Annotated in this window: 28 protein-coding genes; 15 read left to right on the forward strand and 13 right to left on the reverse strand. The window is 64.7% G+C overall.

Going from position 1 to position 25,546, the window contains the following annotated elements:
- Positions 1–11: 11 nt before the first annotated feature.
- The gene (locus tag AC1DW9_RS07710; protein WP_476768810.1) at positions 12–1,577 is read right to left on the reverse strand and encodes a rhodanese-like domain-containing protein; all 1,566 of its coding nucleotides are present in this window, start codon (positions 1,575–1,577) and stop codon (positions 12–14) included.
- Positions 1,577–2,542 carry an alpha/beta fold hydrolase gene (locus tag AC1DW9_RS07715; RefSeq protein WP_476768811.1) on the reverse strand — a complete coding sequence of 322 codons (966 nt, stop codon included), beginning with the start codon at positions 2,540–2,542 and terminating at the stop codon, positions 1,577–1,579. The genes AC1DW9_RS07710 and AC1DW9_RS07715 overlap by 1 nt, the downstream gene beginning before the upstream one ends.
- A gap of 86 nt (positions 2,543–2,628) precedes the next feature.
- On the opposite strand from AC1DW9_RS07715, the gene AC1DW9_RS07720 reads away from it, so the two are divergent.
- Entirely contained in the window at positions 2,629–3,636 is a 1,008-nt protein-coding gene (locus tag AC1DW9_RS07720) for a PdxA family dehydrogenase (protein ID WP_476855062.1), read from the forward strand.
- Between the two features lie 45 nt (positions 3,637–3,681).
- On the opposite strand, the gene AC1DW9_RS07725 is transcribed toward AC1DW9_RS07720, so the two are convergent.
- Positions 3,682–4,773 carry a tartrate dehydrogenase gene (locus tag AC1DW9_RS07725; protein ID WP_476775279.1) on the reverse strand — a complete coding sequence of 364 codons (1,092 nt, stop codon included), beginning with the start codon at positions 4,771–4,773 and terminating at the stop codon, positions 3,682–3,684.
- 208 nt (positions 4,774–4,981) lie between these two features.
- Here AC1DW9_RS07725 and AC1DW9_RS07730 point away from each other — a divergent pair, with 208 nt between their 5' ends.
- Genes AC1DW9_RS07730 through AC1DW9_RS07740 form a run of 3 tightly spaced genes read left to right on the forward strand, consistent with a single transcriptional unit; the run spans position 4,982 to position 8,203 of the window.
- Positions 4,982–5,425, forward strand: coding sequence for a MarR family winged helix-turn-helix transcriptional regulator (locus tag AC1DW9_RS07730; RefSeq protein ID WP_476768823.1), 444 nt, complete (start codon positions 4,982–4,984; stop codon positions 5,423–5,425).
- 11 nt (positions 5,426–5,436) lie between these two features.
- A complete protein-coding gene (locus tag AC1DW9_RS07735) occupies positions 5,437–7,107 on the forward strand; it encodes an MFS transporter (RefSeq protein ID WP_476768813.1) in 1,671 nt (556 codons plus the stop codon).
- 16 nt (positions 7,108–7,123) lie between these two features.
- Positions 7,124–8,203, forward strand: coding sequence for an HlyD family secretion protein (locus AC1DW9_RS07740; RefSeq protein WP_441504202.1), 1,080 nt, complete (start codon positions 7,124–7,126; stop codon positions 8,201–8,203).
- Positions 8,204–8,344: 141 nt separating this feature from the next.
- Here the strand turns inward: AC1DW9_RS07740 and AC1DW9_RS07745 are convergent, their stop codons facing one another.
- The 3 genes from AC1DW9_RS07745 to AC1DW9_RS07755 all read right to left on the reverse strand — a co-directional run bounded on the left by AC1DW9_RS07745 (position 8,345) and on the right by AC1DW9_RS07755 (position 9,611).
- On the reverse strand, positions 8,345–8,821 hold the full coding sequence (locus tag AC1DW9_RS07745) for a Ros/MucR family transcriptional regulator (protein WP_441492145.1): 477 nt from the start codon (positions 8,819–8,821) through the stop codon (positions 8,345–8,347).
- A 139-nt stretch (positions 8,822–8,960) separates the two neighbouring features.
- Entirely contained in the window at positions 8,961–9,170 is a 210-nt protein-coding gene (locus AC1DW9_RS07750; protein WP_113516134.1) for a hypothetical protein, read from the reverse strand.
- A gap of 222 nt (positions 9,171–9,392) precedes the next feature.
- Positions 9,393–9,611 (reverse strand): hypothetical protein, encoded by a 219-nt coding sequence (locus AC1DW9_RS07755; protein WP_441492144.1) that lies wholly within the window; start codon positions 9,609–9,611, stop codon positions 9,393–9,395.
- A gap of 284 nt (positions 9,612–9,895) precedes the next feature.
- Between AC1DW9_RS07755 and ybaK the strand changes: the two genes are divergently transcribed.
- The 6 genes from ybaK (at position 9,896) to AC1DW9_RS07785 (ending at position 14,370) form a co-directional block, all read left to right on the forward strand.
- Positions 9,896–10,369 carry a Cys-tRNA(Pro) deacylase gene (gene ybaK, locus AC1DW9_RS07760; protein WP_441504203.1) on the forward strand — a complete coding sequence of 158 codons (474 nt, stop codon included), beginning with the start codon at positions 9,896–9,898 and terminating at the stop codon, positions 10,367–10,369.
- Between the two features lie 361 nt (positions 10,370–10,730).
- Complete coding sequence (locus AC1DW9_RS07765) at positions 10,731–11,603, forward strand: transporter substrate-binding domain-containing protein (protein ID WP_441492142.1); 873 nt, start codon at positions 10,731–10,733, stop codon at positions 11,601–11,603.
- Between the two features lie 103 nt (positions 11,604–11,706).
- A complete protein-coding gene (locus AC1DW9_RS07770) occupies positions 11,707–12,375 on the forward strand; it encodes an amino acid ABC transporter permease (RefSeq protein ID WP_441492141.1) in 669 nt (222 codons plus the stop codon).
- Between the two features lie 6 nt (positions 12,376–12,381).
- Entirely contained in the window at positions 12,382–13,017 is a 636-nt protein-coding gene (locus AC1DW9_RS07775) for an amino acid ABC transporter permease (protein ID WP_441492140.1), read from the forward strand.
- A 14-nt stretch (positions 13,018–13,031) separates the two neighbouring features.
- Positions 13,032–13,826: an amino acid ABC transporter ATP-binding protein gene (locus tag AC1DW9_RS07780; RefSeq protein ID WP_441492139.1), complete on the forward strand. Its 795-nt coding sequence runs from the start codon at positions 13,032–13,034 to the stop codon at positions 13,824–13,826.
- Between the two features lie 43 nt (positions 13,827–13,869).
- A complete protein-coding gene (locus AC1DW9_RS07785; RefSeq protein ID WP_441504204.1) occupies positions 13,870–14,370 on the forward strand; it encodes a RidA family protein in 501 nt (166 codons plus the stop codon).
- 2 nt (positions 14,371–14,372) lie between these two features.
- On the opposite strand, the gene AC1DW9_RS07790 is transcribed toward AC1DW9_RS07785, so the two are convergent.
- Positions 14,373–15,182: an IclR family transcriptional regulator gene (locus tag AC1DW9_RS07790; protein ID WP_441504205.1), complete on the reverse strand. Its 810-nt coding sequence runs from the start codon at positions 15,180–15,182 to the stop codon at positions 14,373–14,375.
- Between the two features lie 65 nt (positions 15,183–15,247).
- On the opposite strand from AC1DW9_RS07790, the gene AC1DW9_RS07795 reads away from it, so the two are divergent.
- Positions 15,248–16,447, forward strand: a complete 1,200-nt coding sequence (locus tag AC1DW9_RS07795) for an aminotransferase class V-fold PLP-dependent enzyme (protein ID WP_476768815.1) — start codon at positions 15,248–15,250, stop codon at positions 16,445–16,447.
- A gap of 42 nt (positions 16,448–16,489) precedes the next feature.
- Here the strand turns inward: AC1DW9_RS07795 and AC1DW9_RS07800 are convergent, their stop codons facing one another.
- Genes AC1DW9_RS07800 through AC1DW9_RS07820 form a run of 5 tightly spaced genes read right to left on the reverse strand, consistent with a single transcriptional unit; the run spans position 16,490 to position 20,561 of the window.
- Entirely contained in the window at positions 16,490–16,825 is a 336-nt protein-coding gene (locus AC1DW9_RS07800) for a hypothetical protein (RefSeq protein WP_476768816.1), read from the reverse strand.
- Positions 16,825–17,694, reverse strand: a complete 870-nt coding sequence (locus AC1DW9_RS07805) for a DUF6772 family protein (RefSeq protein WP_476768824.1) — start codon at positions 17,692–17,694, stop codon at positions 16,825–16,827. The genes AC1DW9_RS07800 and AC1DW9_RS07805 overlap by 1 nt, the downstream gene beginning before the upstream one ends.
- 35 nt (positions 17,695–17,729) lie before the next feature.
- Positions 17,730–18,563, reverse strand: coding sequence for a carbohydrate ABC transporter permease (locus AC1DW9_RS07810; RefSeq protein ID WP_476775280.1), 834 nt, complete (start codon positions 18,561–18,563; stop codon positions 17,730–17,732).
- Positions 18,556–19,431, reverse strand: a complete 876-nt coding sequence (locus AC1DW9_RS07815; RefSeq protein WP_441504208.1) for a carbohydrate ABC transporter permease — start codon at positions 19,429–19,431, stop codon at positions 18,556–18,558. The genes AC1DW9_RS07810 and AC1DW9_RS07815 overlap by 8 nt, the downstream gene beginning before the upstream one ends.
- Positions 19,432–19,436: 5 nt before the next feature.
- Complete coding sequence (locus AC1DW9_RS07820; RefSeq protein ID WP_441504209.1) at positions 19,437–20,561, reverse strand: mandelate racemase/muconate lactonizing enzyme family protein; 1,125 nt, start codon at positions 20,559–20,561, stop codon at positions 19,437–19,439.
- A 105-nt stretch (positions 20,562–20,666) separates the two neighbouring features.
- Here AC1DW9_RS07820 and AC1DW9_RS07825 point away from each other — a divergent pair, with 105 nt between their 5' ends.
- From AC1DW9_RS07825 to AC1DW9_RS07840, 4 genes are read left to right on the forward strand one after another with little or no spacing between them, the layout of a single operon-like run.
- Positions 20,667–21,458, forward strand: coding sequence for a FadR/GntR family transcriptional regulator (locus AC1DW9_RS07825; protein WP_441504210.1), 792 nt, complete (start codon positions 20,667–20,669; stop codon positions 21,456–21,458).
- Positions 21,430–22,725 carry an ABC transporter substrate-binding protein gene (locus AC1DW9_RS07830; RefSeq protein ID WP_441504211.1) on the forward strand — a complete coding sequence of 432 codons (1,296 nt, stop codon included), beginning with the start codon at positions 21,430–21,432 and terminating at the stop codon, positions 22,723–22,725. The genes AC1DW9_RS07825 and AC1DW9_RS07830 overlap by 29 nt, the downstream gene beginning before the upstream one ends.
- Before the next feature lie 53 nt (positions 22,726–22,778).
- A complete protein-coding gene (locus tag AC1DW9_RS07835; RefSeq protein ID WP_441504212.1) occupies positions 22,779–24,071 on the forward strand; it encodes an ABC transporter substrate-binding protein in 1,293 nt (430 codons plus the stop codon).
- A gap of 4 nt (positions 24,072–24,075) precedes the next feature.
- Positions 24,076–24,825, forward strand: coding sequence for an SDR family NAD(P)-dependent oxidoreductase (locus AC1DW9_RS07840; RefSeq protein ID WP_441504213.1), 750 nt, complete (start codon positions 24,076–24,078; stop codon positions 24,823–24,825).
- Between the two features lie 66 nt (positions 24,826–24,891).
- Here the strand turns inward: AC1DW9_RS07840 and AC1DW9_RS07845 are convergent, their stop codons facing one another.
- On the reverse strand, positions 24,892–25,449 hold the full coding sequence (locus AC1DW9_RS07845) for a L,D-transpeptidase (protein WP_476775281.1): 558 nt from the start codon (positions 25,447–25,449) through the stop codon (positions 24,892–24,894).
- Between the last annotated feature and the right edge of the window lie 97 nt (positions 25,450–25,546).

Below are 25,546 nucleotides of genomic sequence, written 5' to 3' on the forward strand. Positions count from 1 at the left end.
GAAATGTTGCATCAGGCTCTGAGGTCGAGCGTGTCGAGCCGATATTCGCCGCGTTCGTCTGCGTCGAGCTGGGCGACCAGCCCGAGCTCCCAGGCAAGATAGCGCCGCGCGGCATCGAGATTGCCGTCGTGCCGGTCGTGCACGAAGAACAGAAAGTCGATGGCGTCGGCGTCCGCGGGGGCGTCGGGCGAGCTGTCGAGGGCAAGCCCCTCCGCGCGCCAATCGCTTGCGTCGCCTGTGACCCGGCGAACCGATGTCGCGCCGCATTCCGCGAGGTCGCGGCTGGCGAGCGCGGTTGCTGTCTCGTCTCCCGCAAGCAGCACATGCCGGCCCGCCACGGCCGGCAGGCGCGGCCGGATCGACCAGGCGGCGCCCGGCAGATGGCCGGCGCGATAGGCAAGCGAGCCGCGCAGGTCGAGCAGCAGGTCTCCGGCTTGCGCGCGCTCGATCGCCTCATCGGCGCTGATTGCAGGTGGTGCGACAAGGTCGGGAGGCGGTTCGGATACCGGCAGGCGCCAGTCGGCCGGCCAGGACTCGATATCGGGAAGCACATAGGTTTCGTAGCCGAGTTGGCGCAGCCAGAACGCAGCGAGCGCCGCGCGCAACCCGGTATCGTCGGCCAGGATGATGCGCGCTCGGCGGACGCCGATCCAGTGGTCCGTGGCCTGAATGAGCTGGCCTCCTGGCGCTGAGGCCGCCGCGGCATGCGGCGTGGCCGCGTGCTCGGCCGGATCGCGCATGTCGAGAAGATAGGTCGTGCGGCCGGGCTCTCCGGCGAGGTCTTCGGCTTTGAGGCGGTCGATCCGCGAAATAGCATGCGTGCGCATGAAGGCATCGGCCCGCAGGCGGCTTGCCGCGCGGTCGATCTGCGGCAAAGGACCGGCGGCAGAGTCATACGCGAGCGCACGGCCCGAGAGCGCCCAGCCCTGCGTCCCGTTTTCCAGGGCAAGCACCACTGCGCCCGGCTGCATCAGCGCCAAGCCCGCGGTGCCGATGATGCTGCGCGTCCGCCCGGCGCAGTTGATGATGACGGGGGCTTCCCCCGGGGCGAGTGCGTCCCAGCGATGCGCCGCCTCTCCGTTCGGAAAGGAGCGCGAGCCCGGGATCGTCATCTTCGTGTATTCGCCGGCTGAGCGACCGTCGAGGAGGTGCAGCGGGCGGCCCTGCTCCTGCCAGGCGTCGAGAGTGTCGGGACCGATCGCAGGCACGTGCCAATGCTCCTCGACCAGCTCGCCCAGCGTCTTGCTCGGCAGGTTCACGCCCTTGAACAGGGTGTATCCGGCCGCCGCCCAGGCCGGGGCGCCGCCCGCGATCCAGTCGATACGGCTGTAACCCATCGCGGTGAGCCGCGTTGCGGCGCGCTCGGACACCCCATCGCCCTCGTCGACCAGCACGACCGGCACGTCGCGGCGGGGCACGAGTACCCCGACCAGCGCCTCCAGCCGGCTATAGGGGCAGGGCACGGCGAGGAAGGGGTGGCCTTCGCCGTACTGACCCTGTTCGCGCAAATCGAGACAGGCGATCTCCCCGGGTGCGTGCAGCCTCCGCTTCGCTTCCTGCGGATCGAGCGCCGGCATCAGGCGGCTTCGGCATAGGGCACGGGCTCACGTCCCGAGAAGAAGTCATGGAAGGCGGCGTAGACGAGGTCGGGTCGGTGCTCGGCCGGATAGTGCCCGGTCGGAATGGCCCAGCCGCGCACGCCGTCCGCCCATTCCTGCCAGGCTTCGAGCGGCTTGAAATGCCGGCCGCAATGGCTGTTCGAGCCCCACAGGACGAGGACGGGGCAGGCGATCTTGCGCTTGCCGTAATCCGCCGTGTCCATGGCAAGGTCGAGGGTCACGGTGGCGCGATAATCTTCGCAGACGGCGTGAATCTGCTCCGGGGTCGTGCAGCGTGCGTAGTCAGCCAGCGCCTCGGGCGTGAAGATCTCGAGCCCGACACCCTTCTTGTTGAGCTTGTAGCGGATGTAATAGTCGAGATCGGCGCAGATCAGCCGCTCGGGAAACGGCGCTTTCTGCGCCATGAAGAACCAGTGGTAGGATTCAAGCCCCCAGCCGAGGCTGACATTGGTCAGGACATGATGGGTCGGCACGATGTCGAGAGCGGCCAGCGCGGTGACGCGGTCCGGCTGGTCGAGAGCCATGCGGAAGGCGACGCGCGCGCCCCGGTCGTGCCCGGCGACTGCGAAACGGTCGAATCCGAGCGCGTCCATCACGTCGAAATTGTCCTCGCCCATCGCGCGGAAACTGTAGCCGGCATGATCCTCTCCGCCGTCGGGCTTGGAGCTGTCGCCATACCCGCGCAGGTCGGTCGCGACCACCGTGAAGCTCTGAGCCAGCGATGGCGCAATCTTGTGCCAGCTCGACAGATTGAGCGGGTTGCCGTGGATCAGCAGCAAGGGCGGCCCGCTTCCGGCTATGGCCACCTCGATTTCGGCACCGCGGGTGCGCAGTTTACGCCGCTCGAATCCTGCCATCAGCACGGTGCTATGCGGCAGGAGTGGCGGCAGGTTCGCCCCGGGTTCTGATCGTTCCAGCATCATCGGCATTGCTCCTCATCGGATCCCATGCGATGAATATCATATTGTCGACAATAAGCATCTTGAATCTGAGGGACGTCATGGCCGCCATGCAGGATAAGCCTCGCCTCGGCTTCCTCTTCGGAGACGCGACCGGCATCGGTCCCGAGATCGCGGCCAAGGTTCTCGCCRCAGGCCGCTATCGCGAGCATGTCCGGCTCGTTGCGATTGGTGATCGTCGCGTGCTGGAGCAGGGCGCGCGCGATGCCGGTGTTCAGCTCCGTTGGACCGGCGTGACTGAACGCGACGAGATCGACTGGGATGCTCCCGAGATCCCGCTCGTCGATCTCGGCAATGCCGATCCGGCTCAACTCGGGCGCGGGCAGATATCGGCGGAATCCGGCCGGATCACAGGCGAGACGCTGGCCCGTGCGATCAGCATGGCGCAGGCCGGGGAGCTCGATGCGATCACCTTCGCGCCGCTGAACAAGGCCGCGATGTTCGCAGGTGGCTGGCGCTTTCCCGACGAGCACAAGTTGTTCGCGCATCTGCTCAGGCATCACGGCTATTTCTCGGAAATGAACGTGCTCGACGGCCAGTGGATGTCGCGGGTGACGTCGCATGTCTCGCTGCGCGAAGCCCTCGACCTGATCGATGCGCGCGCGATCACCGATGCGGTCGAACTCGTCGACCGGATGATGAAGCGCGCCGGGATCGTCAGCCCGCGCATCGCGGTGGCCGCACTCAATCCTCACGCCGGCGAGAACGGCCTGTTCGGCCGCGACGAGATCGAGCTAATCCGGCCGACCGTGGAGCGGATCGCGGCTGGAGGCATCAGCTGCACCGGGCCCTATCCGGCCGATACGGTCTATATTCGTGCCTTCGCCGGCGAATTCGACAGCGTTGTGGCCATGTATCACGACCAGGGCCAGATCGCGACGAAGCTCAGGGGCTTCAATCGCGGCGTCACGGTGACGGCGGGGCTCGATGTCGTCTTCACGACGCCAGCGCATGGCACAGCATTCGACATTGTCGGCCAGGGAGTGGCCTCGCCCGGCGCGCTCCAGAGCGCCGTCGAACTTGCGAGCCGACTGGCGACAGTCCGCGTCGCCGCCTGAACCGCCGGGCGGGTCGCGACGATGCCGCTATCCGCAGGGCGCCGGTCAGCTGGCGGCGTGAGCGAGATTGTCGCCGCGGAGCGCCTCCAGCACTGCATCGGTCACCGAGCGCGTGGTCGCCGCGCCGCCGAGATCCGGCGTGTGGTTTGCCCGGTCAGCCGTGACGCGCTCGATTGCGCGCATCAGCCGCGCGGCTGCGTCCGCCTCGCCGAGATGGTCGAGCATCATCACGGCGGACCAGAAGCTGGCGATCGGATTGGCAATGCCCTTGCCGGTGATGTCGAAGGCGGAGCCGTGGATCGGCTCGAACATCGAGGGAAAGCGGCGCTCGGGGTCGAGATTGGCGGTGGGGGCAATGCCGATCGAGCCGGCGAGGGCTGCGGCGAGGTCGGACAGGATGTCGGCATGAAGATTCGTCGCGACGATCGTGTCGAGGCTCCGCGGCTTCAGTGTCATGCGGATGGTCATGGCGTCGACCAGCATCTTGTCCCAGGTCACGTCGGGAAACTCGCGCGCCACTTCGGCGGCGATCTCATCCCACATCACCATGCCGTGGCGCTGTGCGTTCGACTTGGTGACGACGGTCAAGAGTTTGCGGGGACGAGAGCGCGCCATTTCGAAGGCGAAGCGCATGATGCGCGTGACCCCGCCGCGGGTGAAGATCGAGACCTCGGTCGCGATCTCCTCGGGTTGCCCGCGATGCGAGCGCCCGCCCTGGCCGGCATATTCGCCCTCCGAATTCTCGCGCACGATCACCCAGTCGAGATCATCCGGAGCCACCCCGCGCAGGGGCGGCTCGATGCCCGGCAGGATGCGCGTCGGGCGCACATTCGCGTATTGGTCGAAGGGCTGACAGATGGCGAGCCTCAGGCCCCATAGGGTGACATGATCGGGCACATCGGGCGCGCCGACGGCACCGAAATAGATCGCGTCGCAATCGCGGATGCGGTCGAGCCCGTCTTCGGGCATCATCCGGCCATGGCGCTTGAAGTAGTCCGAACCCCAATCGAAATGGGTGAAGTCGAACGCGAAACTGCCGGACCGGGCGGCGCAGAGCGACAGGACTTCGAGACCCGCCTCGATCACCTCGGCGCCGATCCCGTCGCCGGGAATGGCGGCAATCCTGTAGGTTTTCATCAGACGGCTCCGTCCTTGCGTTCGAATTATTGCCTATTGTCGACAATTATAGAGCCGTGTCGGAAATAGTCTACCGGCTGGGCAAGGAAAACCGCTGCGCTCCTAGCCTCGGGCATCCCCGACGGATTGTCGGCCTGCGCCTGGGTTTGTCCGAATGCCTTTGGTTGGGTGCTTGACTAATAGATAGCATACTACATATATGCGTTCTATGGACGGTGCCCAACCTGGATTCGAGCGCAGCTTCCTGACGGAGCTGTCGACGGCCGGCCGCAAATTGCGAACCCTGTTCGATCGCCTTGTGCGCCAACGCGGCCTGACCTTGTCGCGTGCACGCGCATTGCTTCATCTCTCGCGTTGCCCGGCGATCAATCAGACGGAACTCGCCAGTCTGCTGGAGGTCGAGGGCCCGACCGTCGTGCGCCTGCTCGACGGGATGGAGAAGAACGGCCTGATCGAGCGAAGCGCCATCGACGGCGATCGGCGGGCGAAACAGATCAGCCTGACCCCAGCCGCCCAACATCAGGTCGAGGAGATCGAGGAGATCTCCGGCGAGATCGGCCGCGAGGTATTGCGCGAGATCGACCCTGCCGAACTCGAGATCGCGATCCGCGTGCTTCGGCAGATGATCCGCAATATGGAGCCTCAGTCCTGAGGCTCATGGCCATGGCTACGACCAACGAAACGGAAGCGCGGCCCGAAGCAGATCCTTCATCTGCGAACGTCCAAGAGCCTTCCCGCCCTGAGAGCCCGGCTCTGCTGCCGGCAAAGCCCTTTGCCGTTGCCGCGGCCTATGTCGCGGCCGCCGCCCTTCTGATTGGCACACAGGGCCTCGGCATGAACTTCGTGGCTGCCAATACCAATCAGATCCAGGGGGCGTTTGGGGCGACTCAGCTCGAGATCAATTGGCTGATCGCCGCCTATATGGCGCCGAATGTCAGCCTGACCCTGATCCTGACCAAGGTCCGGACCCAGTTCGGGCTGCGCCGTTTCGCTGAGCTCGGCATCTGCATCTTCGTCGCCGCGTCGCTTCTGCATCTCATCGCGCATGATCTGCATTCGGCGATCGGGGTCCGCTTCCTCGCTGGCATGGCGGCATCGCCGATATCGACACTCGGCTTCCTCTACATGCTCGAGGCCTTTCCTCCGGCCAGGAAGATGTCATGGGGCTTGAGCCTGACGCTGACCTGCTCCGCGATCACCCCTACGCTGGCGCGGCTGATCTCGCCGATGCTGCTCGATATCGGCCAATGGCAGGGCCTCTACACGATGACGATCGGCCTCGCGCTGATTTCGCTTGCCGTGATCTTCTATCTGCCGCTGACGCCGATTCCCCATGCGAAGGTCCTGCAGCGGCTGGATTTCATCAGCTACCCCTTGATCGCGATCGGCTTTGGCCTGCTCGCGGTCATCCTGGTGATGGGCCGCCTGGTCTGGTGGCTGGAAGCACCCTGGATCGGCTGGTGCCTTGCCCTGGCCATCCTGTCGCTCGGGCTTGCGGTGGCAATTGAGATCAATCGGGAGACGCCGCTGCTGAATGTGCGCTGGCTGATGAGCCGGGAAATGCTCCATATCACGACGGTGCTGCTGGTCTTCCGCATCGTGCTGTCCGAGCAGACTTCGGGTGCACTCGCCCTGTTCCAGAATCTTGGCCTGCTCAATGAGCAGAGCAGGGGGCTATATGTGGTGATCCTGCTGGCTTCGCTGTGCGGCGGGCTCCTTTGCGGCGCCACTCTCAAGCCCGAGCGCGTGCCGCTGCTGCATGGCGTCGCGCTGCTCTGCATTTGCGCCGGTGCCGCCATGGATAGTCAGGCGACCAATCTGACGCGGCCGGACAACATGTATCTGAGCCAGGCCCTGATCGCGTTTGGCGGCGCGCTGTTCCTGCCTCCGGCGATGCTGACCGGTCTCATGGCTGCGCTCCGGCAGGGGCCGGCCTTTATTACCAGCTTCATCGTGGTTTTCCTCTTCACGCAGAGTCTGGGCGGCCTGATCGGTTCGGCTTTCTTCGGCAGCTTCGTCACGCTCCGCGAGAAGTTCCATTCCAGCCTTCTCGTCGAACATTTCTCGCTGTCCGACCCGGCGGTGGCGGAGCGGGTGAGGCAGCTTTCGGCAGTCTATGGAAAGCTGCTCACCGACGGGCGGCTGCTGAATGCCGAGGGCGTCGCCCTGTTCGCCCAGCAGGCCAGCCGCGAAGCCAATATCCTCGCCTATAACGACGCATTCCTGCTCATCGCGGCCCTGGCAGGAGCCGCGCTCGGCGGACTGATCATCCATCTGCTCTACGCAAGACTGCGCAGCGCCAAGTTCTTCTTACGCCCGGCCGAAGCCCTCTGAACCGAAACCAGCCATCATGTCGAAAGCCATTCGCTCACCTGGAACCCTGATTGCGCTGCTGGTCGCCGCAGGCGGTGTGCTGCTCGTGCTTTACGCCTGGCGGCTGCCGCCCTTCGCCAGCTCGGTCGAGAGCACGGAGAATGCCTATGTCAAAGGCCAGGTCACGATCATCAGCCCGCAATTGGCGGGCTATGTGAAGAAAGTCGCGGTTCAGGACTTCGAAACGGTGAAGGCTGGTGATCTCATCGTGCAGATCGACGACCGGATCTACGAGCAGCGTGTGCGGCAGGCGCAGGCCACTCTTGCCGGCCAGCGGGCCAATCTCGCCAATGCCGATCAATCGCAGCGCGCTGCCGAAGCGCGCCTGCGCTCCGGAGAAGCCCAGATCGCCAGTGCGCAGGCGGCGGTCGAAACCGCGGAAGCCAATGCCGGGCGCATCCTCGCCCTGCGCGAGAAGGGGATTTCGACGCAGAGCGCGGCCGATCAGGCCAGTCTGGTGCTCGACCAGGCCCGCGCCAGCCTACGCCAGGCCGAAGCGGCCCTCGATGTCGCCCGGCAGGATCGGCAGTCCATCATCGTCGGGCGCGCCGGGCTGGAGGCAGCCGTGCGCAATGCCGAGGCAGCAGTGCAATTGGCCGCGATCGATCTGCAGAACACCCGCATCCTGGCGCCGCAGGACGGCAAGATGGGCGAGATCGGCGTGCGGCTCGGGCAATATGTTGCTGTTGGCACGCAACTGGCGTCGCTGGTTCCGGCCAGGAAATGGGTGATCGCGAACTTCAAGGAAAACCAGCTCTCCGGGATGAAGATCGGCCAGCCGGTGACCTTTACGGTCGATGCGCTGCATCACGCCTCGTTGACCGGGCATGTCCAGGAGTTCTCGCCAGCCACGGGCTCCGAGTTCAGCATCCTGAAGGCCGACAATGCGACCGGCAATTTTACCAAGATTGCGCAGCGGCTGCCGGTGCGGATCGCGATCGATCACGGCCAGCCTTTGACCGAGGATCTGGCGCCCGGCATGTCGGTCATCGTCAGCATCGACACCGCCACGCCGGTTGAGGCAGCCGTCAACCTATCCAGCGCCGACAAGCAATAACATCGGCGTGCAAGCGACCAGGGGGACAATTGCGGACTTCTGGATCGCCCGCGCTCCAAAATGGCTGCGGTGATCCAGAAATATCCAGTCCCGAAAGCGCCGAAACGGCAGGCGCCAACGGCCGTCAGCTTCGCGGCCGGGTCAGGCGCTGGAGCCTGAGCGCGGGCCGCGCTTGGCGCGCGGTGGCTTCGCGACGACGGGTGCGGCCGGGACCACCTTGGCCTTGCGACCCAGGCCCGATGCCTTTGCAAGGGCGGCCCGGGCCTCGGAATAGTTCGGTGCGACCATCGGATAGTCTGAGGGCAAGCCCCACTTGGTGCGATATTGCTCAGGAGTGAGATTGTAGGCCGTACCCAGATGACGCCTGAGGGATTTGAACGATTTGCCGTCTTCCAGGCAGATGATGGCGTCCGGCGTGACCGACTTCTTGATCGGAACGGCCGGTACGAGCGCGACCGGTGGCGGCGCAGCTTCGGATTTGGCGTCGAGCTGCGCGAACGCTGAATACGTGCTCGCAATCAAGCCAACGAGATCGCTGCGAGGGACATTGTTATGTGCGACGTAGGCCGAAATAACCATCGCCGTCAGATCAATATAATTTTCATCTTCGTTGGCCATGGCTTTTCCCAAATCAGAATATTGCGCCTAGGTCTCATTTAACCTGCCGAACGTTCTATTTGCAATACTCGTTGCGGTGGTTCGCTCAATTCCGATGCTTGCAGTCCCGGTTTATTCTGGTGAGAGGGCGTGCGGCGGCCTACTGAACTGGGTGGTGACGCGCCTGTTCGAGACTGGCCTTGGCCAGCATGGCCTCCAGCGAGGCGAGAACTTCTGGCACCATGAAGAGGGAGATTTCGTTCTTCCCATCGACTTCCAAGGCGATTACGGCGCCCAGTGTCGTGTCTGCGCTGACTGTAACGTGCTTCACTTTGATCACTGCAAACTCGCGCGTCGGCTTCTGCGGCATTCTCTCACCCCCGTTCTTTGATCTGTGTTCGTCATTCGATATCAACTTACAACGTATTCACAGCCGCCTCGCCACGTGCCCCCGGCACCGTGGTCCTCGCGAGCGGCCAATGTGACGACGAGGCCGGTTAACACGCTCTCCCCGCCAGAACCCTTGATGCAGCCGATCAGTCGTTGGACGTGTTCGACGGCGTGGGCGATGTTCAGCTGATTGCGGAGCCTGTCACCTCGCGGCCGTCACCTCTGGTCCCTTCGCGTGCAATGCCTTGCGCGTCTCATAGTCGACGATCGCGGCCCTCAGAGCTTGCAATTCGAGGGCTTTCGCCGAATTGGGCTGCGCATCCTCGATCTGGCCGATGCGCAGAAGCGCATACCGGTAATCCTCATGGCAGGTGATGCAGACGCTGTGCGTTTCCGGTTTGAGTTCAGTCACCGCGGTCATCGGATCTCTCCTTCCGTGGCTGATCCCAGAAAACTAGTTTGGACGGTTGGGGTTTCAAGAGGGTGTGACGCTGTCGCGAAGCTCGCCGCGGATGCTTCCAAGGGGGCGGCTTCGTCCTGGTCTGCGGAGCAGACGCGCGCATCGAAACGGCCGCCTCCAGTGAAGCCCTTGGTGCCTCATGGGCCCAGCAGATGGGGATGTCTCTCGGGGCGCGGGATTTCTATAGGGAGGGGGCGTTTCGGCGCGGGCCGCAATCGCGGCCAAAGCACCAGGGTTTGAGGGCTATGGGACAATCCACACCTGCCACGGCCGTGTTGAAAGCGGGCGGCGTTTCCTTCGAACTCCGAACCTATGAATACGACCCCAATAGCGATCGCGTCGGTCTTCAGGCGGCCCAGTCCCTGGGTGAACCACCCGGTCGGGTCTTGAAGACATTGATTGCGCAGGTCGACAACATACCCGTTTGTCTGGTTCTCCCATCAGACTGCGAGGCAAGCATGAAGAGGGTGGCCGCGGCCGTTGGAGGCAAGAGCGCGCGTATGCTGGCGCCGAGCGATGCCGAGCGCCTGACGGGCTATAAGGTCGGCGGCGTCAGCCCATTCGGTCAGAAGCGCAAGCTGAGGACCCTTGTCGAGATCACGGCCGTCTCCGAGCCATATGTCTTCGTCAATGGAGGGTTACGTGGCCTGCAGGTCAAGCTGGCGCCGGACGACCTTGTCCGCGCAAGCAATGCGGCGACCGTCGCGATCGTTTCCTAGCGGTGATCGTCTCTGGCTCGGCTTCTGCGACGTTCCGGGCTCGAGCGATCAAGCGCTGGTCCGGGAGAAGAGGCCCGACGACACAGCGCGGTGATTGCGGCGGCTTCGTTGTGTCGAACCCGGCGTTGAACGCCGCCACTCGCAGGTCTGGCCTCGGGGTCCAATCCAGCGGCCGAACACCATTGGAGATGCCCCAGCAATCTGCTCCCCGTCTCGTTGCGCCGCTTCCCTCGGCGCCTCTGGACGTCGCTTGACAGGCTCTGTCGATCAAAACTAGGCTAACATAGTTATGCTTCTTATTCTGTAATTATAGAATAAGTCCATACGAGGCGACCGCCTCGCATAAGGGGAGCGTGCCGCTATGACAGACGTCGTCGACAGCAAACGAAACCTGCTCAAGGCCGGCCTTGTCGGTGGCCTTGCACTTGCGGCAGCGTCCAGTTCAGCCAGGCAGGCGGCGGCACAAGCCGCTCCCAACAGCCTGCTGCGCACCGTTCTCGACCGGGGCAAGCTCATCGTCGGCACGGGCTCGACCAATGCGCCCTGGCATTTCGAGGATGAGAAGGGACAGCTCGTCGGCATGGACATCGCCATGGGGCGGATCCTCGCCAAGGGGCTCTTCGACGACGACAAGAAGGTCGAGTTCGTCAGGCAGGATGCGGCTCAACGCATTCCCAACATCAATACCGGGAAGGTCGACATCGTCATCCAGTTCATGACGATGTCACCGGCGCGGGCGCAGCTCGTCGCGTTCTCCCGACCCTATTATGTCGAGGGCATCGCCCTGCTGACGCGCCCCGACAGCGACAAGAAGAGCTTCGACGCCCTGCTCAAGGCAGGATCGGGTGCACGGGTCTCCATCCTGCAGAACGTCGATGCCGAAGCGTCGGTGAAGAAGGTCCTGCCGCAGGCGACGGTCATGCAGCTCGACAGCCAGGCCAATGTCGTCCTTGCGCTCGATTCAAAGCGTGCCGATGCCGCCGCCGTCGATCTCTCGACCGTCTGGTGGCTCGCGAAGCGCCACCCCGATAAATATGCCGATGCCGGCAAGTCCTGGAACTCCATGCTGTACGGCGCGGCCATGCGCCAGGGCGATCCGGACTGGGTGCGCTTCGTCGACACCACCTTCGGGATCGCCATGTACGGCCACCAGAACGAGATTTTCGATGTCGCGATCAGCGATTATTTTGGTCTGACGCCGCCAGTCCGCGAGACGGGGCTGCCGAAATTCTGACGGCGGCTTTCGCGGTCGCGCTTCGCCGACCCCTGCGCTCGCCGCTGGCGCGCGGCAGGGCGGCGAAGTCGCCTGCACGGCCCGTGACGAGACGTCTCCCGGCATGACGAACTACCACTTCAACTTCGCGATCGTCTGGCGCTACGCCGCGAAGCTGTTCGACGGTCTCCTGCTCAGCATCGAACTCGCGATCGCGACGATCGCGATCGGCATGGTGATCGGGCTGGTTCTGGCGCTCGTCGAAATGGACGGGCCACGCTGGGCCAGGCCGTTCATCCGGGGCTATGTCGAGTTCATCCGCAACGTCCCGCTGCTGCTGCTCGTCTATCTCGTCTTCTACGGCGTGCCGAGCGCGATCGATCTGCAATATGACGCCACGACCTCGTTCGTGGTGACGCTGGCGATCTATTCCGGCGCCTATCTGGTCGAGGTCCTGCGCGCCGGCTTCGAAGCCGTGCCGAAAGGGCTGATCGAGGCTGGCAAGGCGATCGGTCTTACGCCAGCGGGCGTGCTCGTCCATGTCCGGCTGCCGACGGCGCTGCGCATCGCCCTGCCATCGCTCTCGAACACCTATGTCTCGCTGTTCAAGGACACCTCGATCGCCTCCGCGATCGCCGTCCCTGAACTGGCTTACGGCATGCGCTGGATCGAGACGCAGACCTTCCGGACGGTCGAGGTCTATCTGCTCGCGACGCCGATCTATCTGGTCACCAGCTACGCCATCCTGCTGCTGTTGCGGCTGGCCGAGCGGCGCTATGCCATCACGCGGTGAGCGGCCATGACGTTGTTCCTGCAGACGCTTCCGTTTCTGCTCGATGGCCTGCGCATCACGCTCCTGGTCTCGGCCGGCGTGATCGCGCTCTCGCTGTTGATCGGTGTCCCGCTCGGTTGCGTGCTCGCTTTCGGCCCGCTCTGGGCGCGGTTTCCGATCCGGATCTATGCCGATTTCGTGCGCGGCGTACCGATCCTGGTGTTGCTCTATTTCGTCTATTACGGGCTGCCGGCCATCAAGGTGAACCTGCCGAGCCTGACCGCCGCGATTGTGGCATTGACCGCCTTCAAGTCCGCCCAGGTCATTGAAATCACCCGCGGCGCCTTCCAGTCCATCCCCAGAGGGCAGACGGAAGCGGCGAAGTCCATCGGGCTCGGCCTCCTCGACCGCTTCGTCCATGTGCTTGCACCGCAGGCGATCCGACGCTTCCTGCCTCCCTTCGTCAACAGCGTCGTCGATACGGTGAAGGGCTCCTCGCTCGTCTCCCTGCTGGGGATCGTCGACCTGATGCTCGCGCTGCAGCAGGTGATTGGACGCACCCATGTAGCGTTGCCGCTCTATGTGATGGGGGCGCTGATGTATTTCGCCATCAACTATCCGCTTTCGACGCTGAGCCGGCGTCTCGAAAAGCGTTTCATCTGAGCGGAAGGACGATCATGATCGAGACGCCCGACGAGCCGGTGATCCGCATCAAGGGCCTGACCAAGTCCTTCGGCGCGCACCAGGTGCTGAAGGGCATCGATCTGGATGTCGGCAAGGGACAGGTGATCGCCGTCATCGGCCCATCCGGAAGTGGCAAGACGACCTTGCTGCGCTGCATCAACTTCCTCGAGGAATATGATGGCGGCTCGGTCCGGATCGATGGAGTGGAAGTCGGCTATCGGGATGACGGCGCCGGCCGCCGTCGGCGCAGTGACCGTGAACTCGCCAGCATCCGGGTCGATGCGGCAATGGTCTTCCAGCAGTTCAACCTGTTTCCGCATCTGACGGCGGCCCAGAACGTCATGCTCGGGCTGATGAAGTCGCGCGGCAAGAGCAAGGGCGAGGCAAGGCAGATTGCCGAGAAATGGCTCGTGCGCGTCGGCCTCTCCGAGAAGCTCGACGCGCTGCCCTCGCAATTGTCCGGTGGGCAGCAGCAGCGGGTCGGTATCGCGCGAGCGGTTGCGATCGAGCCGAAGGTCCTGCTGCTCGACGAGATAACCTCCGCGCTCGATCCCGAGCTTGTCGGCGAGGTGCTGGAGGTCGTCCAGGAACTGGCCGCGGAGGGCCGGACGATGATCCTCGTCACCCATGAAATGGCCTTCGCCAGGGAAGTCGCCGACCGCGTGGTGTTCACCGACCAGGGACTGATCGCGATCGACGCGCCGCCGAAGGCCGTCTTCGATGAACAGTCGAACGAACGATTGCGGGCTTTCCTCTCGCGCTTCGCCGCCTTTCGGCATGCTCATTGAGCGGCTGCTGGCGCCCTGACACCCATTCCGACCGAGTTCAGCGATGCCGCCTCCATCCGATCTTGCTCCTCCCTCCGATCTTGCGATGTCGCCCTATGAGAAGCTGGCACAACTTGGTCTTGAATTGCCGCAAGTGCCGACACCGATCGGCAATTTCACGACCCATGTCCGGGAAGGTACGCTGCTCTACCTGTCGGGTCAGGGGCCGACGCATGAGGACGGTCGCATCCACACGGGCAAGGTCGGCGCCGACGTCTCGGTCGAGGAGGCGTATGCTCATGCACGCCTGACGGGGCTGAACCTCATCGCGGTGCTGCACACGGCACTGGGGGACCTTCGAAAGGTCAGGCGCATCGTCAAGGTGCTCGGCATGGTCAACGCCACGCCGGACTTCACCGACCATCCCGCCGTCATCAATGGCTGCTCGGACCTCTTCGTCGCGGTCTTTGGCGATGCTGGCCGGCACGCGCGTTCAGCCGTCGGGTTCGGCTCGCTGCCGCGCCGCATCACCGTGGAGATCGAAGCGGTCGTCGCGGTCTCATGATGCTACTGCCTGAATTGCCAGCCAAGGCTTGCTTCGATGCGCTGTGCCGCGCTCCGGACTGCATCGGCGAAGCGGGAGGGCTCCTCCTGGACCTTGAATTCCGGCAGCACGATCGAGATGGTGATCACGCAATCTCCGGAATTGTTGCGCACCGGTGCCGCGACGCAGGCCACGGCATAGTCGGATTCGCCAGCCTGCACGGCGATGCCGGCGGACAGTGCTTCGTCGGATTGCTCGGCGAGCGCGACCGGGTCGACCGTTGCCCGCCCCGTTGGCGAGGCCTTGGCGCAGCGCCGGAACAGCGCCACCCGGTCCTGAAAATCGAGATGGGCGACCAGAAGCCGGCCCGAGGCGGTCCAGTTCAGGGGCACCCGGGTTCCGATCCGCGATGTGACCTTGAAGTGGCCGGGCCCCTCGGCCATCGCCTCCACCACCATCATGTCGCCGTCACGGCCGCAGATCTGGACTGTCTCACCGACCTCGCGAGAGAGCACATGCATCTCGTGGGTGGCGACCGTGATGATCTCAAGATCGCGCGCGTAGGCGAGGCCGTAGTGATAGAGTTTGGGGCCGAGCCAGACCACGCTGCCATTGCGCGAAAGCAGGTCCCTGGCGACCAGTTCCTCGACGATCGAATAGACCGTGGACAGCGGCGCTCCGACCGCGCGGGCGATATCGTATCCGGTCGCCGGCCGCGCCGTCTCCTGGAGATAGTCAAGGATCTGGACCGATCGCTCGATTCCGCTGACCCGCGTGCGCCGCGGCCCAGTGGCGGAGGGCGCGGACGCCACGCCCATCTCACTGTCCTTCATCTGCCAGCTCTCCGTCACGCGATTCCGCGGACCCCTTACCGTAACCATGCTTCCGGAGGAACGCCATGAACAAGCCCGATACCCGAAAGGCGCTCGGTCTCCGTGCGATCATCAATGTGTCGGGAACGATGACGGGGCTCGGCGCCTCGATCATCGTGCCGCAGGCCATCGAGGCGATGGCTGGGGTCATGCCGCAATTCGTCGAAGTCGACGAACTTCAGAAGGTCGCCAGCGGCGTCATCGCCAGATTGTGCGGAGCCGAGGCTGGATTCGTCACGGCTTCCTGCTCGGCCGGCATCACGCTTGCCGTGGCCGGGGCGATGACGGGCAGTGACCTCTATGCCGTCGAACGACTGCCGGACACGACGGGCCTGAAGGACGAAGTCCTGATCATGACCGGGCATATGGTGAGCTACGGCGCTCCCGTCGAACAAGGCATTGCGCTCGCTGGCGCCAGGGTAGTGCCGGTCGGGCAGGCCACGAGCGTACGGCCCTATCAACTGGCCGGAGCGATCTCGGAACGGACTGCCGCTGCGGTCTATGTCGTGTCCCATCATACGGTCAGCTATGGGCAGCTCCCGCTCGAGGAGTTCGCCGCCATTTGCCGGGCAAGGGGGGTATCGGTCATCGTCGATGCCGCTTCGGAATACGACCTCCAGCGCTTCCTGGCCGCAGGCGCGGACATTGCGCTGTATTCGGCTCACAAGTTTCTCGGTGGCCCGACAGCCGGAATCGTCGCCGGTCGCAAGGACCTCGTGCGCGCGGCATTTCTTCAGAACGGCGGCATCGGCCGCGGCATGAAGGTCGGCAAGGAGAGTATCGTCGGCACCATCGCTGCCCTGGAAGCATGGGAGACGCGCGACCATGCCGGCATCCGGGAGCGCGAACAGGCCGCCCTTACGCTGTGGCGTGAACGCCTGGCCGAGAGGCCGGGGATCCGTGTCGAGATCGAGCCTGATCCGACCGACAACCCGCTCGACCGGCTCAAGCTCTCGGTCGAACCGCAGGCCGCCCATATCACGGCCTGGGACCTCGCCGACGCGCTCGCGCGCGGCGAGCCCCCCATCATCGTGCGCGATCACGAGGTCGAGCACGGCTTCTTCTATCTCGACCCCTGCAATCTCCACCCAGGACAGGAAGACACCGTTGCCAATCGCCTGGCCGAAGAACTCAGCGCTGCCCTGCGCAGCAATGACATCATCGCCACGCCGCTGGAGGAACGCCGAAGCCGTCGGGCAGCCTATCTCAGGCGTTGGCCGGATTGATGCCTATCCCGCGGATCGCAGGCTCCGGTGACTGTCGGTGCGTCACGCTTTTAGGTGCAGGCTCACCAGCACGGTGATTTCCGCTCCGGCCGGCAGCGAGACCGCAACACGCAGGAAGTTGCCGAAATGCGCGAGCCGCTGGAAGGTCACGGCGTTCTCGCGCGCGGGCAGATCGAAGAGCGAACCTTCCGGGGCCCAATGCAGCCCGTCGGCCGAAATCTCGATGCGGGCCTGCGGCAGCGCACCCTCCGGTGGCTTGAGGGCCCGCACGAAGATGATGGCTTCCTTGGCCCAGCCAGCCTCGTAGGGCTCGGTTGCGGCCTCGCCCGTCCAGGTTTCGTTGCGGGCGACGATGGCGGTGAGGTTCTCGGGCAGCATCAGAAATCTCCCGACAGGCAAACGGAATCGAGATAGGCGAAGGCGCGCTTGTCGGTGTCGGTCTCGGCGAAGAAGCCGAGATTGAGCATGCACCAGAGGTTCTTCATCGCCGGGATGCGGATCGACTCATAGCTGCTCATGTCGAAGCTGCGGTCGTTCACCTGGAAGCCGGTGGCGCGCATCGTCGCCAGATCGAAGTCGAAGCGCAGATAGTGCCAGTTCACCTTGGTCGGAATCTCGTTGTAGCAGAGCCGCTGCTCGCCGCCCGGCAGGTCCTCCCAGTCGTCCGGCGAGAGATGGTAATGCGAGATCGTCTTGCCGGCGGAGCCGATCGGCTTGATCGGCGTGGTGCGGCGTTTGAACTGCCATTTCTGGACATGCGCGCCGTCGAGCGCATTGAGAAAGCGCAGATGCGGCATCACGCGCTCGCCGCCGGCGCCATGCTGGTCGCCGACCTGGAGATCGTAAAGGAAGCCGAACGAGCGGATGTCGGTTTCGGAGAGCTGCAGTTCCGTCGCTTCCGGCTTGAAGCTGAAATAGGCCTCGAGACGGATCGGCCCGGGTTTGCGGAAGGTCAGGCGCTTGATTGCGACGTTCTGCGCGCCCTTCTTCGGCCGTGTCGCGATCTTCAGCGCATAGGAGCCGTCGACGCCGCCATGCGAACCGAAATCCCAGTTTGGCAGCGTCGAGAGCATGGCGTGCGAATGCTGGGCATAGCCCGGCAGCATGGCGTCCAGCGTGTCCTCGTAATTGCCGACGAGCTGGGTCCAGCCGCACATGCCGCGGTCGAAATCGTCGAGGCAGATGATGCGAGGCAAGGGATCGAAGCGGCTGAGTTGCGGATCCGCCTCGCGGATCGCACGGCGCATGTCATCGAGTTGGGAGCTGGTCGCGGTCATTGGGCTTACCCCTTCACCGCGCCGGCGGTCAGGCCGGCGACGAGGTGCTTCTGCATGAGGATGACGAAGGCGAGCACTGGCAGCAGCTGGACGGCCGAGGCGGCGAAGAGCACGCCCCATTCCACGCCCTCGACCGCGCCGATCATCTCGGCGACGACCAGCGGCGCGGTCTTGGCCTTGGTCGTGGTGAAGATGAAGGCGAAGAGGAACTCGTTCCAGGCGTAGACGATGACGAAGACCGAGACCGCCAGCATGCCTTGCGCGGCCAACGGGAAGATGACGCGCCGGATGATCTGGAACTGCGAGGCCCCGTCGATCATCGCCGCCTCGTCGAGTTCACGCGGGATCTGGTCGATGAAGGTGCGCATCACGATCGTGCCGAGCGAGACGAAGAAGGTGGCGTAGAGCACGATCAGGATGAGATGCGTGTCGTTGAGCCCGAGCCAGTTGACCACCGGAAAGAGCGGCAGCGTGATCACGATCGGCGGGATCAGGCGGATGAAGATCAGGAAGAAGGCGCTGGCCTGCAGGCCCCGGCTGGCGTGACGGGAATAGGCGAAGCCGGCGAGCAGTGAAACCGTGACGGCAAGCACGGTCGCTCCGGACGTAACCAGGAAACTGTTCCAGAGCCCGTGGAAGAAGTCGCCCCAGCGGCTCCAGAGCAGCTCGTAATTGGCGAGCGTCGGCGTGAAGCTGAACCGCGAGGTTAACGAGAAGATGTCCCGGTCCGACTTGAAGGACGACATCACGATCAGCGCGATCGGCAGGATCGACCAGGCGGCGATCGCGAGGACGCCAAAGCCCTTCAGGACCGCAAGGGGGAATGAGCGCTTACGCATGTTTTCTGAACATCTCCCGGTAGAGAGAGCGCAGGTAGAACAGCGCAAGCAGGAGCGAGGCGAGCACCAGCAACCAGCCGGTCGCGGCCGCAGCACCGAAGGAGTTGTACCGGAACGCCTCGAGATAGAGATAGACGGCCATCACCTCGGTGGTGCGTGCGGGACCTCCGCCGGTCATCAGCCAGACCTCGGAGAACAGCCGGAAGGCGAAGATGTAGCGGAACAGGGCGGCGATCAGCAGCGCCGGCATCAGGAGCGGCAAGGTGATGCGGCGGAATGCGGTCCAACCCGTTGCACCATCGATGGCGCCGGCCTCGTAGAGCTCGTCCGGGACGGAGAGTCTTGCGGCGTAGATGATGATGAAGCTGAATGGCAGGTGCAGCCAGATCGAGAGCAAAGAGACCATGAAAAGGCCATGCGACGGCTTCACCGCCCATTCGATCGGTGGCAAGCCGAACCAGGCGAGCGCCTGGCTCATCATCCCGACATCGGGCTCGAACAGATAGCGCCACATCACCACCGCCGAGACCTCGCTGACCGCGTAGGGCGCAAGCACGATGGCGAGCAGGAGCGCCCGGAAGGGCACCCCCGAGGCGAAGAACAGCGCCATGAGCAGGCCGAGCAGCAGCTCGACATGCACGACGACGGCGACGACGATGACCGTGTTGATCAACGCCCGCCAGAAATACGGGTCGCCGAGCACCTTGGCGTAGTTGGCGAGGCCGACGAAGCTGGCTGCCTGACCGAAGGAGGATTGGTTCAGGCTGAGCCAGAACACATAGATCGCCGGCAGGAAGATGATACCGCCAACCATCAGCTGGACCGGGCTGACGAGGGCGAGGGCAGAGAGGGGCGTGCGACTGGCCATGATGCTCAGGCGATACGGTGGCGCGCGAGCATCTCGCGGTCGATTTCGATGCCGAGGCCGGGACCTTGCGGCACGTCGAGCATACCGTCGACGAGCTGATGCCCTTCGCCAACGACCGGTGTGGTGAAGCTGTCGCGCAGCGGATTGGCGTAGACCATGCACTCGAAGGTCCGCAGGCTTTCGGCCGCGGCGGCAAGCTGCAGGCTGGCGGCAACGCAGATTGCGCCGGACCAGCCGACATGGGGGGCATAGGCCGTGTTGAAACTCGCGGCGAGTTCAGCGATGCGCCAGGTCTCGGTGATGCCGCCCGAGCGTGTGACGTCCGGCTGGATCAGGCCGAGCGAGCGGTCCTGCAGCATCATGAGGGCCTCGCTGGCGACATAGTCGCTCTCGCCCGCCGCGAGCCGGATCGGCAGGTGTTGGGCGAGGCGCGCATAGCCTGCGCGGTCATGCGGCGCGATCGGCTCCTCGAAGAAGCCGTAGCCGAGATCGGCCAGCGCCCGCCCGACGATCATGGCGTCGTCGACGTCATAGGCCCAGTTGGCGTCGACATAGAGGGCGATATCGTCCCCGGCGAGCTTGCGGATGAATTTGGCGCGCGCGATCGCGTCCTTCAGGGGATGGCCGAGCTTGACCTTGATCTCGCGGAACCCGGCCGTCACCGCCGCTGCGACCTCTGCTTCCACCGTCGCATCGTCGAGCCAGTTGATCGATGAGGCATAGGCCGGCACGCGGAGCCGCCCCATGCCGCCGAGCAGCTTGTGGATCGGTTCGCCGGCGGCTTTGCCGGCAATATCCCAGAGAGCGATGTCGATCGCGGATATGGCTTCGACCAGTTGCCCACCGGGCCGCCCGGAGAGGGCATGGCGCATCGACTTCCACAGGGCCCGCCGGTCTGCGGGATCCTTGCCGATCAGCCGCGGGCTCAGCGCATCGTCGATCAGGCGCGCATAGCCGGCGGCTCCGCGGCGCGCGAGCGCCTCGCCGTAGCCGGTGATGCCGTCGCTGGTCGTGACCTCGACGACAACGAGCTCGATCGCGGGATAGTCACCTTGCGAGGTGCGTTGCGTCTTCTCGAGTGTCGCCCGCAGGGGATGGGACTCGATCCTGGCGATGCTGCGGCCGGTCATCTGGTATCGGTCCCTGGTTTGCGGGAGGGCTGATCAACCTAACTGATAGGTTGATCAGTTGCAAACCTGCTCTGTATCTGTCAATCATGAAAGGGGAGGATGCGAATGACCGAAGCCGCGACACTGCCCGAGATCGACAGCGACCCGTTCGCCGCCTCCGATGTCGTGCCGACGCGGCTGGGCGATGCGTTGATCGCGCGCATCACCCAGGCAATCCATGATGGCAGGCTGAAGCCCGGCGACGCGCTTCCATCCGAGGCGCGCCTTGCCGCATCCTTCGGAGTCAGCAAACCGATCGCGCGCGAGGCGATCCGCCAGCTCGCAGCCATGGGCGTCGTCAACATCCAGCAGGGCAAGGTCACGCGCGTCCAGGCGCTCGATGCCGCTCCGCTCGATCGCTTCTTTCGCTTCGCCGTGAGAGGCAGCAAGACCGGGCTCACCGAGGCTGTCGAACTGCGCCGCATCCTAGAGCCGCCGATCGCGCGTTATAGCGCCGAGCGTCGCTCGCCCGCCGATATCGAGCGCCTGACTGGCATCCTCGTGCGCATGGAGGCGTCGCTCGGCGACGTGCCGCGCTGGATCGAGGCAGATCTCGATTTTCACGAGGCGATTGCCGCCTCCGCCGGCAACCGGCTGCTTGATCTCCAGATCCAGGGCCTTCGTCCGGTGATCCGTGAAGTGATGGAGATCTTCAATTCGCGCAGCGCCCGCACGCAGGCCGATTGGCGCAAGACCTATGAGCGCCATGTCCGCGTTGTCGAAGCGATCCGCGCCGGCGACGCCGAGGCGGCGGAAATGGCCATGAACAAGCATTTCGAAGCGGCTGAAGCCGCCATCGCGGAACTCGCGACACTCGGGGAGGATAATCATGACGGCAGGAACAGGGTTGGACCGTAGGCAGCTCCTGGGCGGCTTCATCGGCCTGAGCTTTGCCGGCGCCGCTCCGGCCTTCGCGCAGCAGGGCGGCCCTTTCAATGTCTTTGCGCACCGGGTGATGCAGACCGTCGCGACCGGTGCACAAGGCGGCGACATCACGAAGGATTGGGCGCAGAAGAATGGTGCCACGATCCAGTGGACGACCTTTGATACCGGACCGTTGCAGGAGCGGCTGTTTCGCGAGGCAAGCCTCTCCGAAAGCACCGTCGATGTCGGCTTCGTGCTGAACACGCAGGTGATTCCACGCGCCGCCAACCTGTTCGAGCCGCTCGACGGTTACCTGAGCCGCGATCCCCTGGAGGACCCGGCTGACATCTTCCCCGGGCTGATGGAAGGCATGAAGGTCGGCGGCAAGCAGCTCGCGGTTCCGTTCCGCCATGCCTCGTCGGGGCTGCATTACAACGAGGAATTGCTGGCCGAGAGGGGCTTTTCGAAGCCGCCGGCCTCGATCGAGGAACTGGTCGAGATCGCCAGGGCCTGCACCTATCGCCGCAGCGACGGCACCGCGGTGGTGGGCCTGTGCATGCCCGGCGTCACCTACCCGAACGTGATCGATATCGCTCGCGCCTGGGACGGCGACTTCATCACGTCTGACTTCAAATGCGTCGCCGACCAGCCGCCGATGCTGAACGCCATCAAGCTCCTGCGCGCCCTGTTCGAGGCCGGTGCCTTCCCGCGCAATTTCGCGACGCTCTCGCCCGAGGACGTCAATGTCTGGATGCAGACCGGGCGTGCCGCGATGAGCCTGCAGAGCATGGGCCGCAATCGCATCTACAACGACCCGCAGAAGTCGAAATTTCCCGGCAAGATCAGAACGGTCGCCGTCCCCGCCTCGAAGACGCTGGCCGGAAAATATGACGCTGCGCCAGCCAAGGTCGAGTTCTGGGGCATGGTCATCCCGAAGAACGCGAAGCGCAAGGATCTCGCCTGGAACTTCATCAAGGCGATGACCGCGAAGGATGCGACCCTGAAGGCTGCCCTCAACGGCAATGGCCCGGTGCGCGCCTCGACCTATGCCGATGCCGGCTTCGCCAACACCGTTCCCTATGCGGCGGAAGAGCTGAAGGTGCTCAAGGTCGCCCGTGTGCCGCTGCCAGCCTTCGACGAGGCGGCCCGTGCCGGCGACCTGTTCAAGGAAGAGGCCGAAGCCGCCGTGCTCGGCATGAAGACCCCGGAGGAGGCCATGTCCTCGCTCGTCAAGCGCGTGCAGCCCCTGCTGCCGGCCTGAACCATCTCTGACAATCGCGCGGCACAGCGCGGAGCACCATCGGGAGGAACACTATGGACAATCGCACTCTTTCGCGCCGCCGCTTCGGACTGCTCGCCAGCGGAGCGGCAGCGTCGCTGGCCTTGCCGACAGGCGCCATGGCTCAGGCCCGGACGGTGACCGCACTCGGGCACCGTGTCCATCAGACCTCGGCCACGACGGGCCCGGGCGGCGATGCGACCGAAGCCTGGCGCAAGCAGGCAGGCGCGGCGGTCAACTGGGTCACCTTCGGCGACGTCAACGCCATCCATGAGCGCCTCTTGCGCGAGGTGACGCTGACCGAGACCTCGATCGATCTCGCCTACCTGCTCAATGGCCGCGCCGTGCCGCGCAATCTCAAGCTGTTCGAGCCGCTGGATGCCTTGCTGAAGGATGCGCCAGTCGAGGATTTCGCCGATTTCGCGCCGGGACTGGTCGAGCCGTTGAAAGTCGACGGCGCCCTGCACGGTATACCGGTTCGCCACGCCACCAATGCGCTGATCTATAACGAGGCGCTGCTGGAAGAACGCGGCATCACCAAACTGCCGGCCACCTTCGAGGAACTGATCGAGGTGGCGCGCAAGCTGACCTTCAAGCGCGAGGACGGCACGCAGGTCAACGGCCTTGCCTTCACAGCGGTCTTCGCCTCCAATTTCCTGACCCTCGCCCGCTGTCTTGGTGGCGACTACATGACCAGCGACGGCAAGCTCGTGGCGGCAGAGGCGCCAATGGTGAAGGCCCTGACGGTGCTTGCCGATCTCTACAAGGCGGGCGTGCTGCCGCGCAATTTCGCGACCGTCAACAACGAGGAGATCACCACCTGGATGCAGCAGGGCAGGGCGGCGATGACGATCAACCCGTTCGCCCGGCTGGTGACCTATAACGATCCGGCCAAGGGCAAGTATGGCGGGCGCTTCAAGTCGCTACTGCCGCCGATGGCCTCCGACCTTGTCGGCAAGGTCGCGTTTGCGCCGACAGTCGAGTTCTGGTCGCTGGTGATCCCGAAGAACAGCAGGCAGAAGCCGCTGTCCTGGGATCTCATCCGGGCTCTCTCGTCGAAGGCCGGCACCAAGGCGATGGCCCTGAATGGCAACGGTCCTGTCCGGATCTCGACCTATGCCGATCCGGCGCTGATTGCCGCGATGCCCTATGCGGCCGACGAGGCGGCAGCGCTCAAAGCCTCCCGCATTCATCTGCCGGCCTTCGACGAGCAGGCGCGCGCCCATGACATCTTCATCGAGGAGACGCAGGCCGCAGTGCTCGGCATCAAGCCACCGCAACAGGCAATGGACGACGCGGTGAAGCGCGTTCGCCCGCTGCTCGGCTAGGCGGATGGCAGGGCTTCATGGGCGCGTCGCTCTGGTCACCGGCGCGGCGCGGGGGATTGGCCTGGCCGTGGCGTCGGAACTGGCCCGGGCCGGTGCGCATGCCGTGCTGCATGATCGCGATGCGGCCGCAAACGCGGAGGCGCTCTCGCGGCTGCATGCGGCCGGGCTGAAGGCGAGCGGCCTGATCGCGGATCTTGCAGACCCGGCGATGCCCGGCCGAATGCGTGATGACCTGAACGCTCGGGGCCTCGTTCCCGACATCCTGGTGCTGTGTGCTTCGGCCGAGATCAGGGAGCGGTGGGACATCGTCAGTGATCGTGCCCTGGTGGTGCAGAGCGAAGTCAATCTCCACGCCACGGTCCGCCTGATCCAGGCCTTCCTGCCCGGCATGATCGCGGGAGGCTTTGGCCGGGTGATCGCGATCGGCAGCGTTCAGGAGGCCAGGCCCAATGCCGATTGCCTCTACTATGCCGCCACCAAGGCGGCCCAGACGAGCATGATCCTGAATCTCGCGCGCACCGTCCGGGCGCCGGATGTCACCTTCAACGTGATCAAGCCGGGCGCGATCCTGACCGATCGCAACCGCGCCGTGCTGGCCGACCCGGTCTATGAGGCGGCGGTCCTGGAGCGCGTCCCGCTTGGGCGGATTGGCGCACCACGCGACTGCGCCGGAGTGGCGCTGCTGCTGTGCCGCGGCGAGGGGGCCTATATCAACGGCGCCGAGATCGCGGTCGATGGCGGATTGCGACTGTAGCCTGCGCGGCCCGCGGCTCTCGCGTAGCATGCGGGGCTCATGATGCTGTGATCCGGGGGCTTCCCGTCACCGCAGCACAACGACCTTGGTACCAGCCCTGACGCGATCGTAGAGGTCGACAACGTCGCGATTGGTCATCCGGATGCAACCCGACGACACGGCTGCCCCGATCGTGTTGGGCTCATTGGAGCCATGGATGCGATACAGGCTTGATCCGAGATAGAGCGCGCGTGCGCCCAGGGGATTGTCGATGCCGCCCGGCATGTAGCGCGGCAGATCGGGCCGGCGTTTCAGCATCTGCGCGGGAGGCCGCCAATCCGGCCACTCGCGCTTTCTCGTGACGATCTTGGTCCCCGACCAGCTAAAGCCCTGCCGCCCGACGCCGACGCCATAGCGGATCGCCTGCCCATTCCCGAGCACGTAGAAAAGCCGCCGCTGGCTCGTTGAAATGACGATCGTGCCGGGCGCGTATTGCCCGCGCCAAGGCACGATCTGGCGCGGGATCGCCTGTTCGCTGAAGATGTTGAGGAAGTCGGCAAGCCCGCGGCTGACCGCATTGTCGTAGGCGTAGGCGGGCGCCGAGAGCGCCAGCGCCGCAACGAAGAGAATGATAGCGCGCAGCATGACCCGCCCTGCAACGCCCCCAGCTGGCGATTCAAGGGAGAAATGGAGGGGGCGTCAAGACAGAATGCGCCGGCGCAGACTGGGACGGAGCCGGAGT

This window comes from Allobosea sp. P4_E12 (genome assembly GCF_056401655.1).

Coding starts and splice junctions, on each gene's coding strand:
- AC1DW9_RS07710 (WP_476768810.1), bottom strand. CDS start 1,577: ATGCCGGCGCTCGATCCGCAGGAAGCGAAGCGGAGGCTGCACGCACCC.
- AC1DW9_RS07715 (WP_476768811.1), bottom strand. CDS start 2,542: ATGATGCTGGAACGATCAGAACCCGGGGCGAACCTGCCGCCACTCCTG.
- AC1DW9_RS07725 (WP_476775279.1), bottom strand. CDS start 4,773: ATGAAAACCTACAGGATTGCCGCCATTCCCGGCGACGGGATCGGCGCC.
- AC1DW9_RS07730 (WP_476768823.1), top strand. CDS start 4,982: ATGGACGGTGCCCAACCTGGATTCGAGCGCAGCTTCCTGACGGAGCTG.
- AC1DW9_RS07735 (WP_476768813.1), top strand. CDS start 5,437: ATGGCTACGACCAACGAAACGGAAGCGCGGCCCGAAGCAGATCCTTCA.
- AC1DW9_RS07740 (WP_441504202.1), top strand. CDS start 7,124: ATGTCGAAAGCCATTCGCTCACCTGGAACCCTGATTGCGCTGCTGGTC.
- AC1DW9_RS07745 (WP_441492145.1), bottom strand. CDS start 8,821: ATGGCCAACGAAGATGAAAATTATATTGATCTGACGGCGATGGTTATT.
- AC1DW9_RS07750 (WP_113516134.1), bottom strand. CDS start 9,170: ATGCCGCAGAAGCCGACGCGCGAGTTTGCAGTGATCAAAGTGAAGCAC.
- AC1DW9_RS07755 (WP_441492144.1), bottom strand. CDS start 9,611: ATGACCGCGGTGACTGAACTCAAACCGGAAACGCACAGCGTCTGCATC.
- ybaK (WP_441504203.1), top strand. CDS start 9,896: ATGGGACAATCCACACCTGCCACGGCCGTGTTGAAAGCGGGCGGCGTT.
- AC1DW9_RS07765 (WP_441492142.1), top strand. CDS start 10,731: ATGACAGACGTCGTCGACAGCAAACGAAACCTGCTCAAGGCCGGCCTT.
- AC1DW9_RS07770 (WP_441492141.1), top strand. CDS start 11,707: ATGACGAACTACCACTTCAACTTCGCGATCGTCTGGCGCTACGCCGCG.
- AC1DW9_RS07775 (WP_441492140.1), top strand. CDS start 12,382: ATGACGTTGTTCCTGCAGACGCTTCCGTTTCTGCTCGATGGCCTGCGC.
- AC1DW9_RS07780 (WP_441492139.1), top strand. CDS start 13,032: ATGATCGAGACGCCCGACGAGCCGGTGATCCGCATCAAGGGCCTGACC.
- AC1DW9_RS07785 (WP_441504204.1), top strand. CDS start 13,870: ATGCCGCCTCCATCCGATCTTGCTCCTCCCTCCGATCTTGCGATGTCG.
- AC1DW9_RS07790 (WP_441504205.1), bottom strand. CDS start 15,182: ATGAAGGACAGTGAGATGGGCGTGGCGTCCGCGCCCTCCGCCACTGGG.
- AC1DW9_RS07795 (WP_476768815.1), top strand. CDS start 15,248: ATGAACAAGCCCGATACCCGAAAGGCGCTCGGTCTCCGTGCGATCATC.
- AC1DW9_RS07800 (WP_476768816.1), bottom strand. CDS start 16,825: ATGCTGCCCGAGAACCTCACCGCCATCGTCGCCCGCAACGAAACCTGG.
- AC1DW9_RS07805 (WP_476768824.1), bottom strand. CDS start 17,694: ATGCGCCGTGCGATCCGCGAGGCGGATCCGCAACTCAGCCGCTTCGAT.
- AC1DW9_RS07810 (WP_476775280.1), bottom strand. CDS start 18,563: ATGCGTAAGCGCTCATTCCCCCTTGCGGTCCTGAAGGGCTTTGGCGTC.
- AC1DW9_RS07815 (WP_441504208.1), bottom strand. CDS start 19,431: ATGGCCAGTCGCACGCCCCTCTCTGCCCTCGCCCTCGTCAGCCCGGTC.
- AC1DW9_RS07820 (WP_441504209.1), bottom strand. CDS start 20,561: ATGACCGGCCGCAGCATCGCCAGGATCGAGTCCCATCCCCTGCGGGCG.
- AC1DW9_RS07825 (WP_441504210.1), top strand. CDS start 20,667: ATGACCGAAGCCGCGACACTGCCCGAGATCGACAGCGACCCGTTCGCC.
- AC1DW9_RS07830 (WP_441504211.1), top strand. CDS start 21,430: ATGACGGCAGGAACAGGGTTGGACCGTAGGCAGCTCCTGGGCGGCTTC.
- AC1DW9_RS07835 (WP_441504212.1), top strand. CDS start 22,779: ATGGACAATCGCACTCTTTCGCGCCGCCGCTTCGGACTGCTCGCCAGC.
- AC1DW9_RS07840 (WP_441504213.1), top strand. CDS start 24,076: ATGGCAGGGCTTCATGGGCGCGTCGCTCTGGTCACCGGCGCGGCGCGG.
- AC1DW9_RS07845 (WP_476775281.1), bottom strand. CDS start 25,449: ATGCTGCGCGCTATCATTCTCTTCGTTGCGGCGCTGGCGCTCTCGGCG.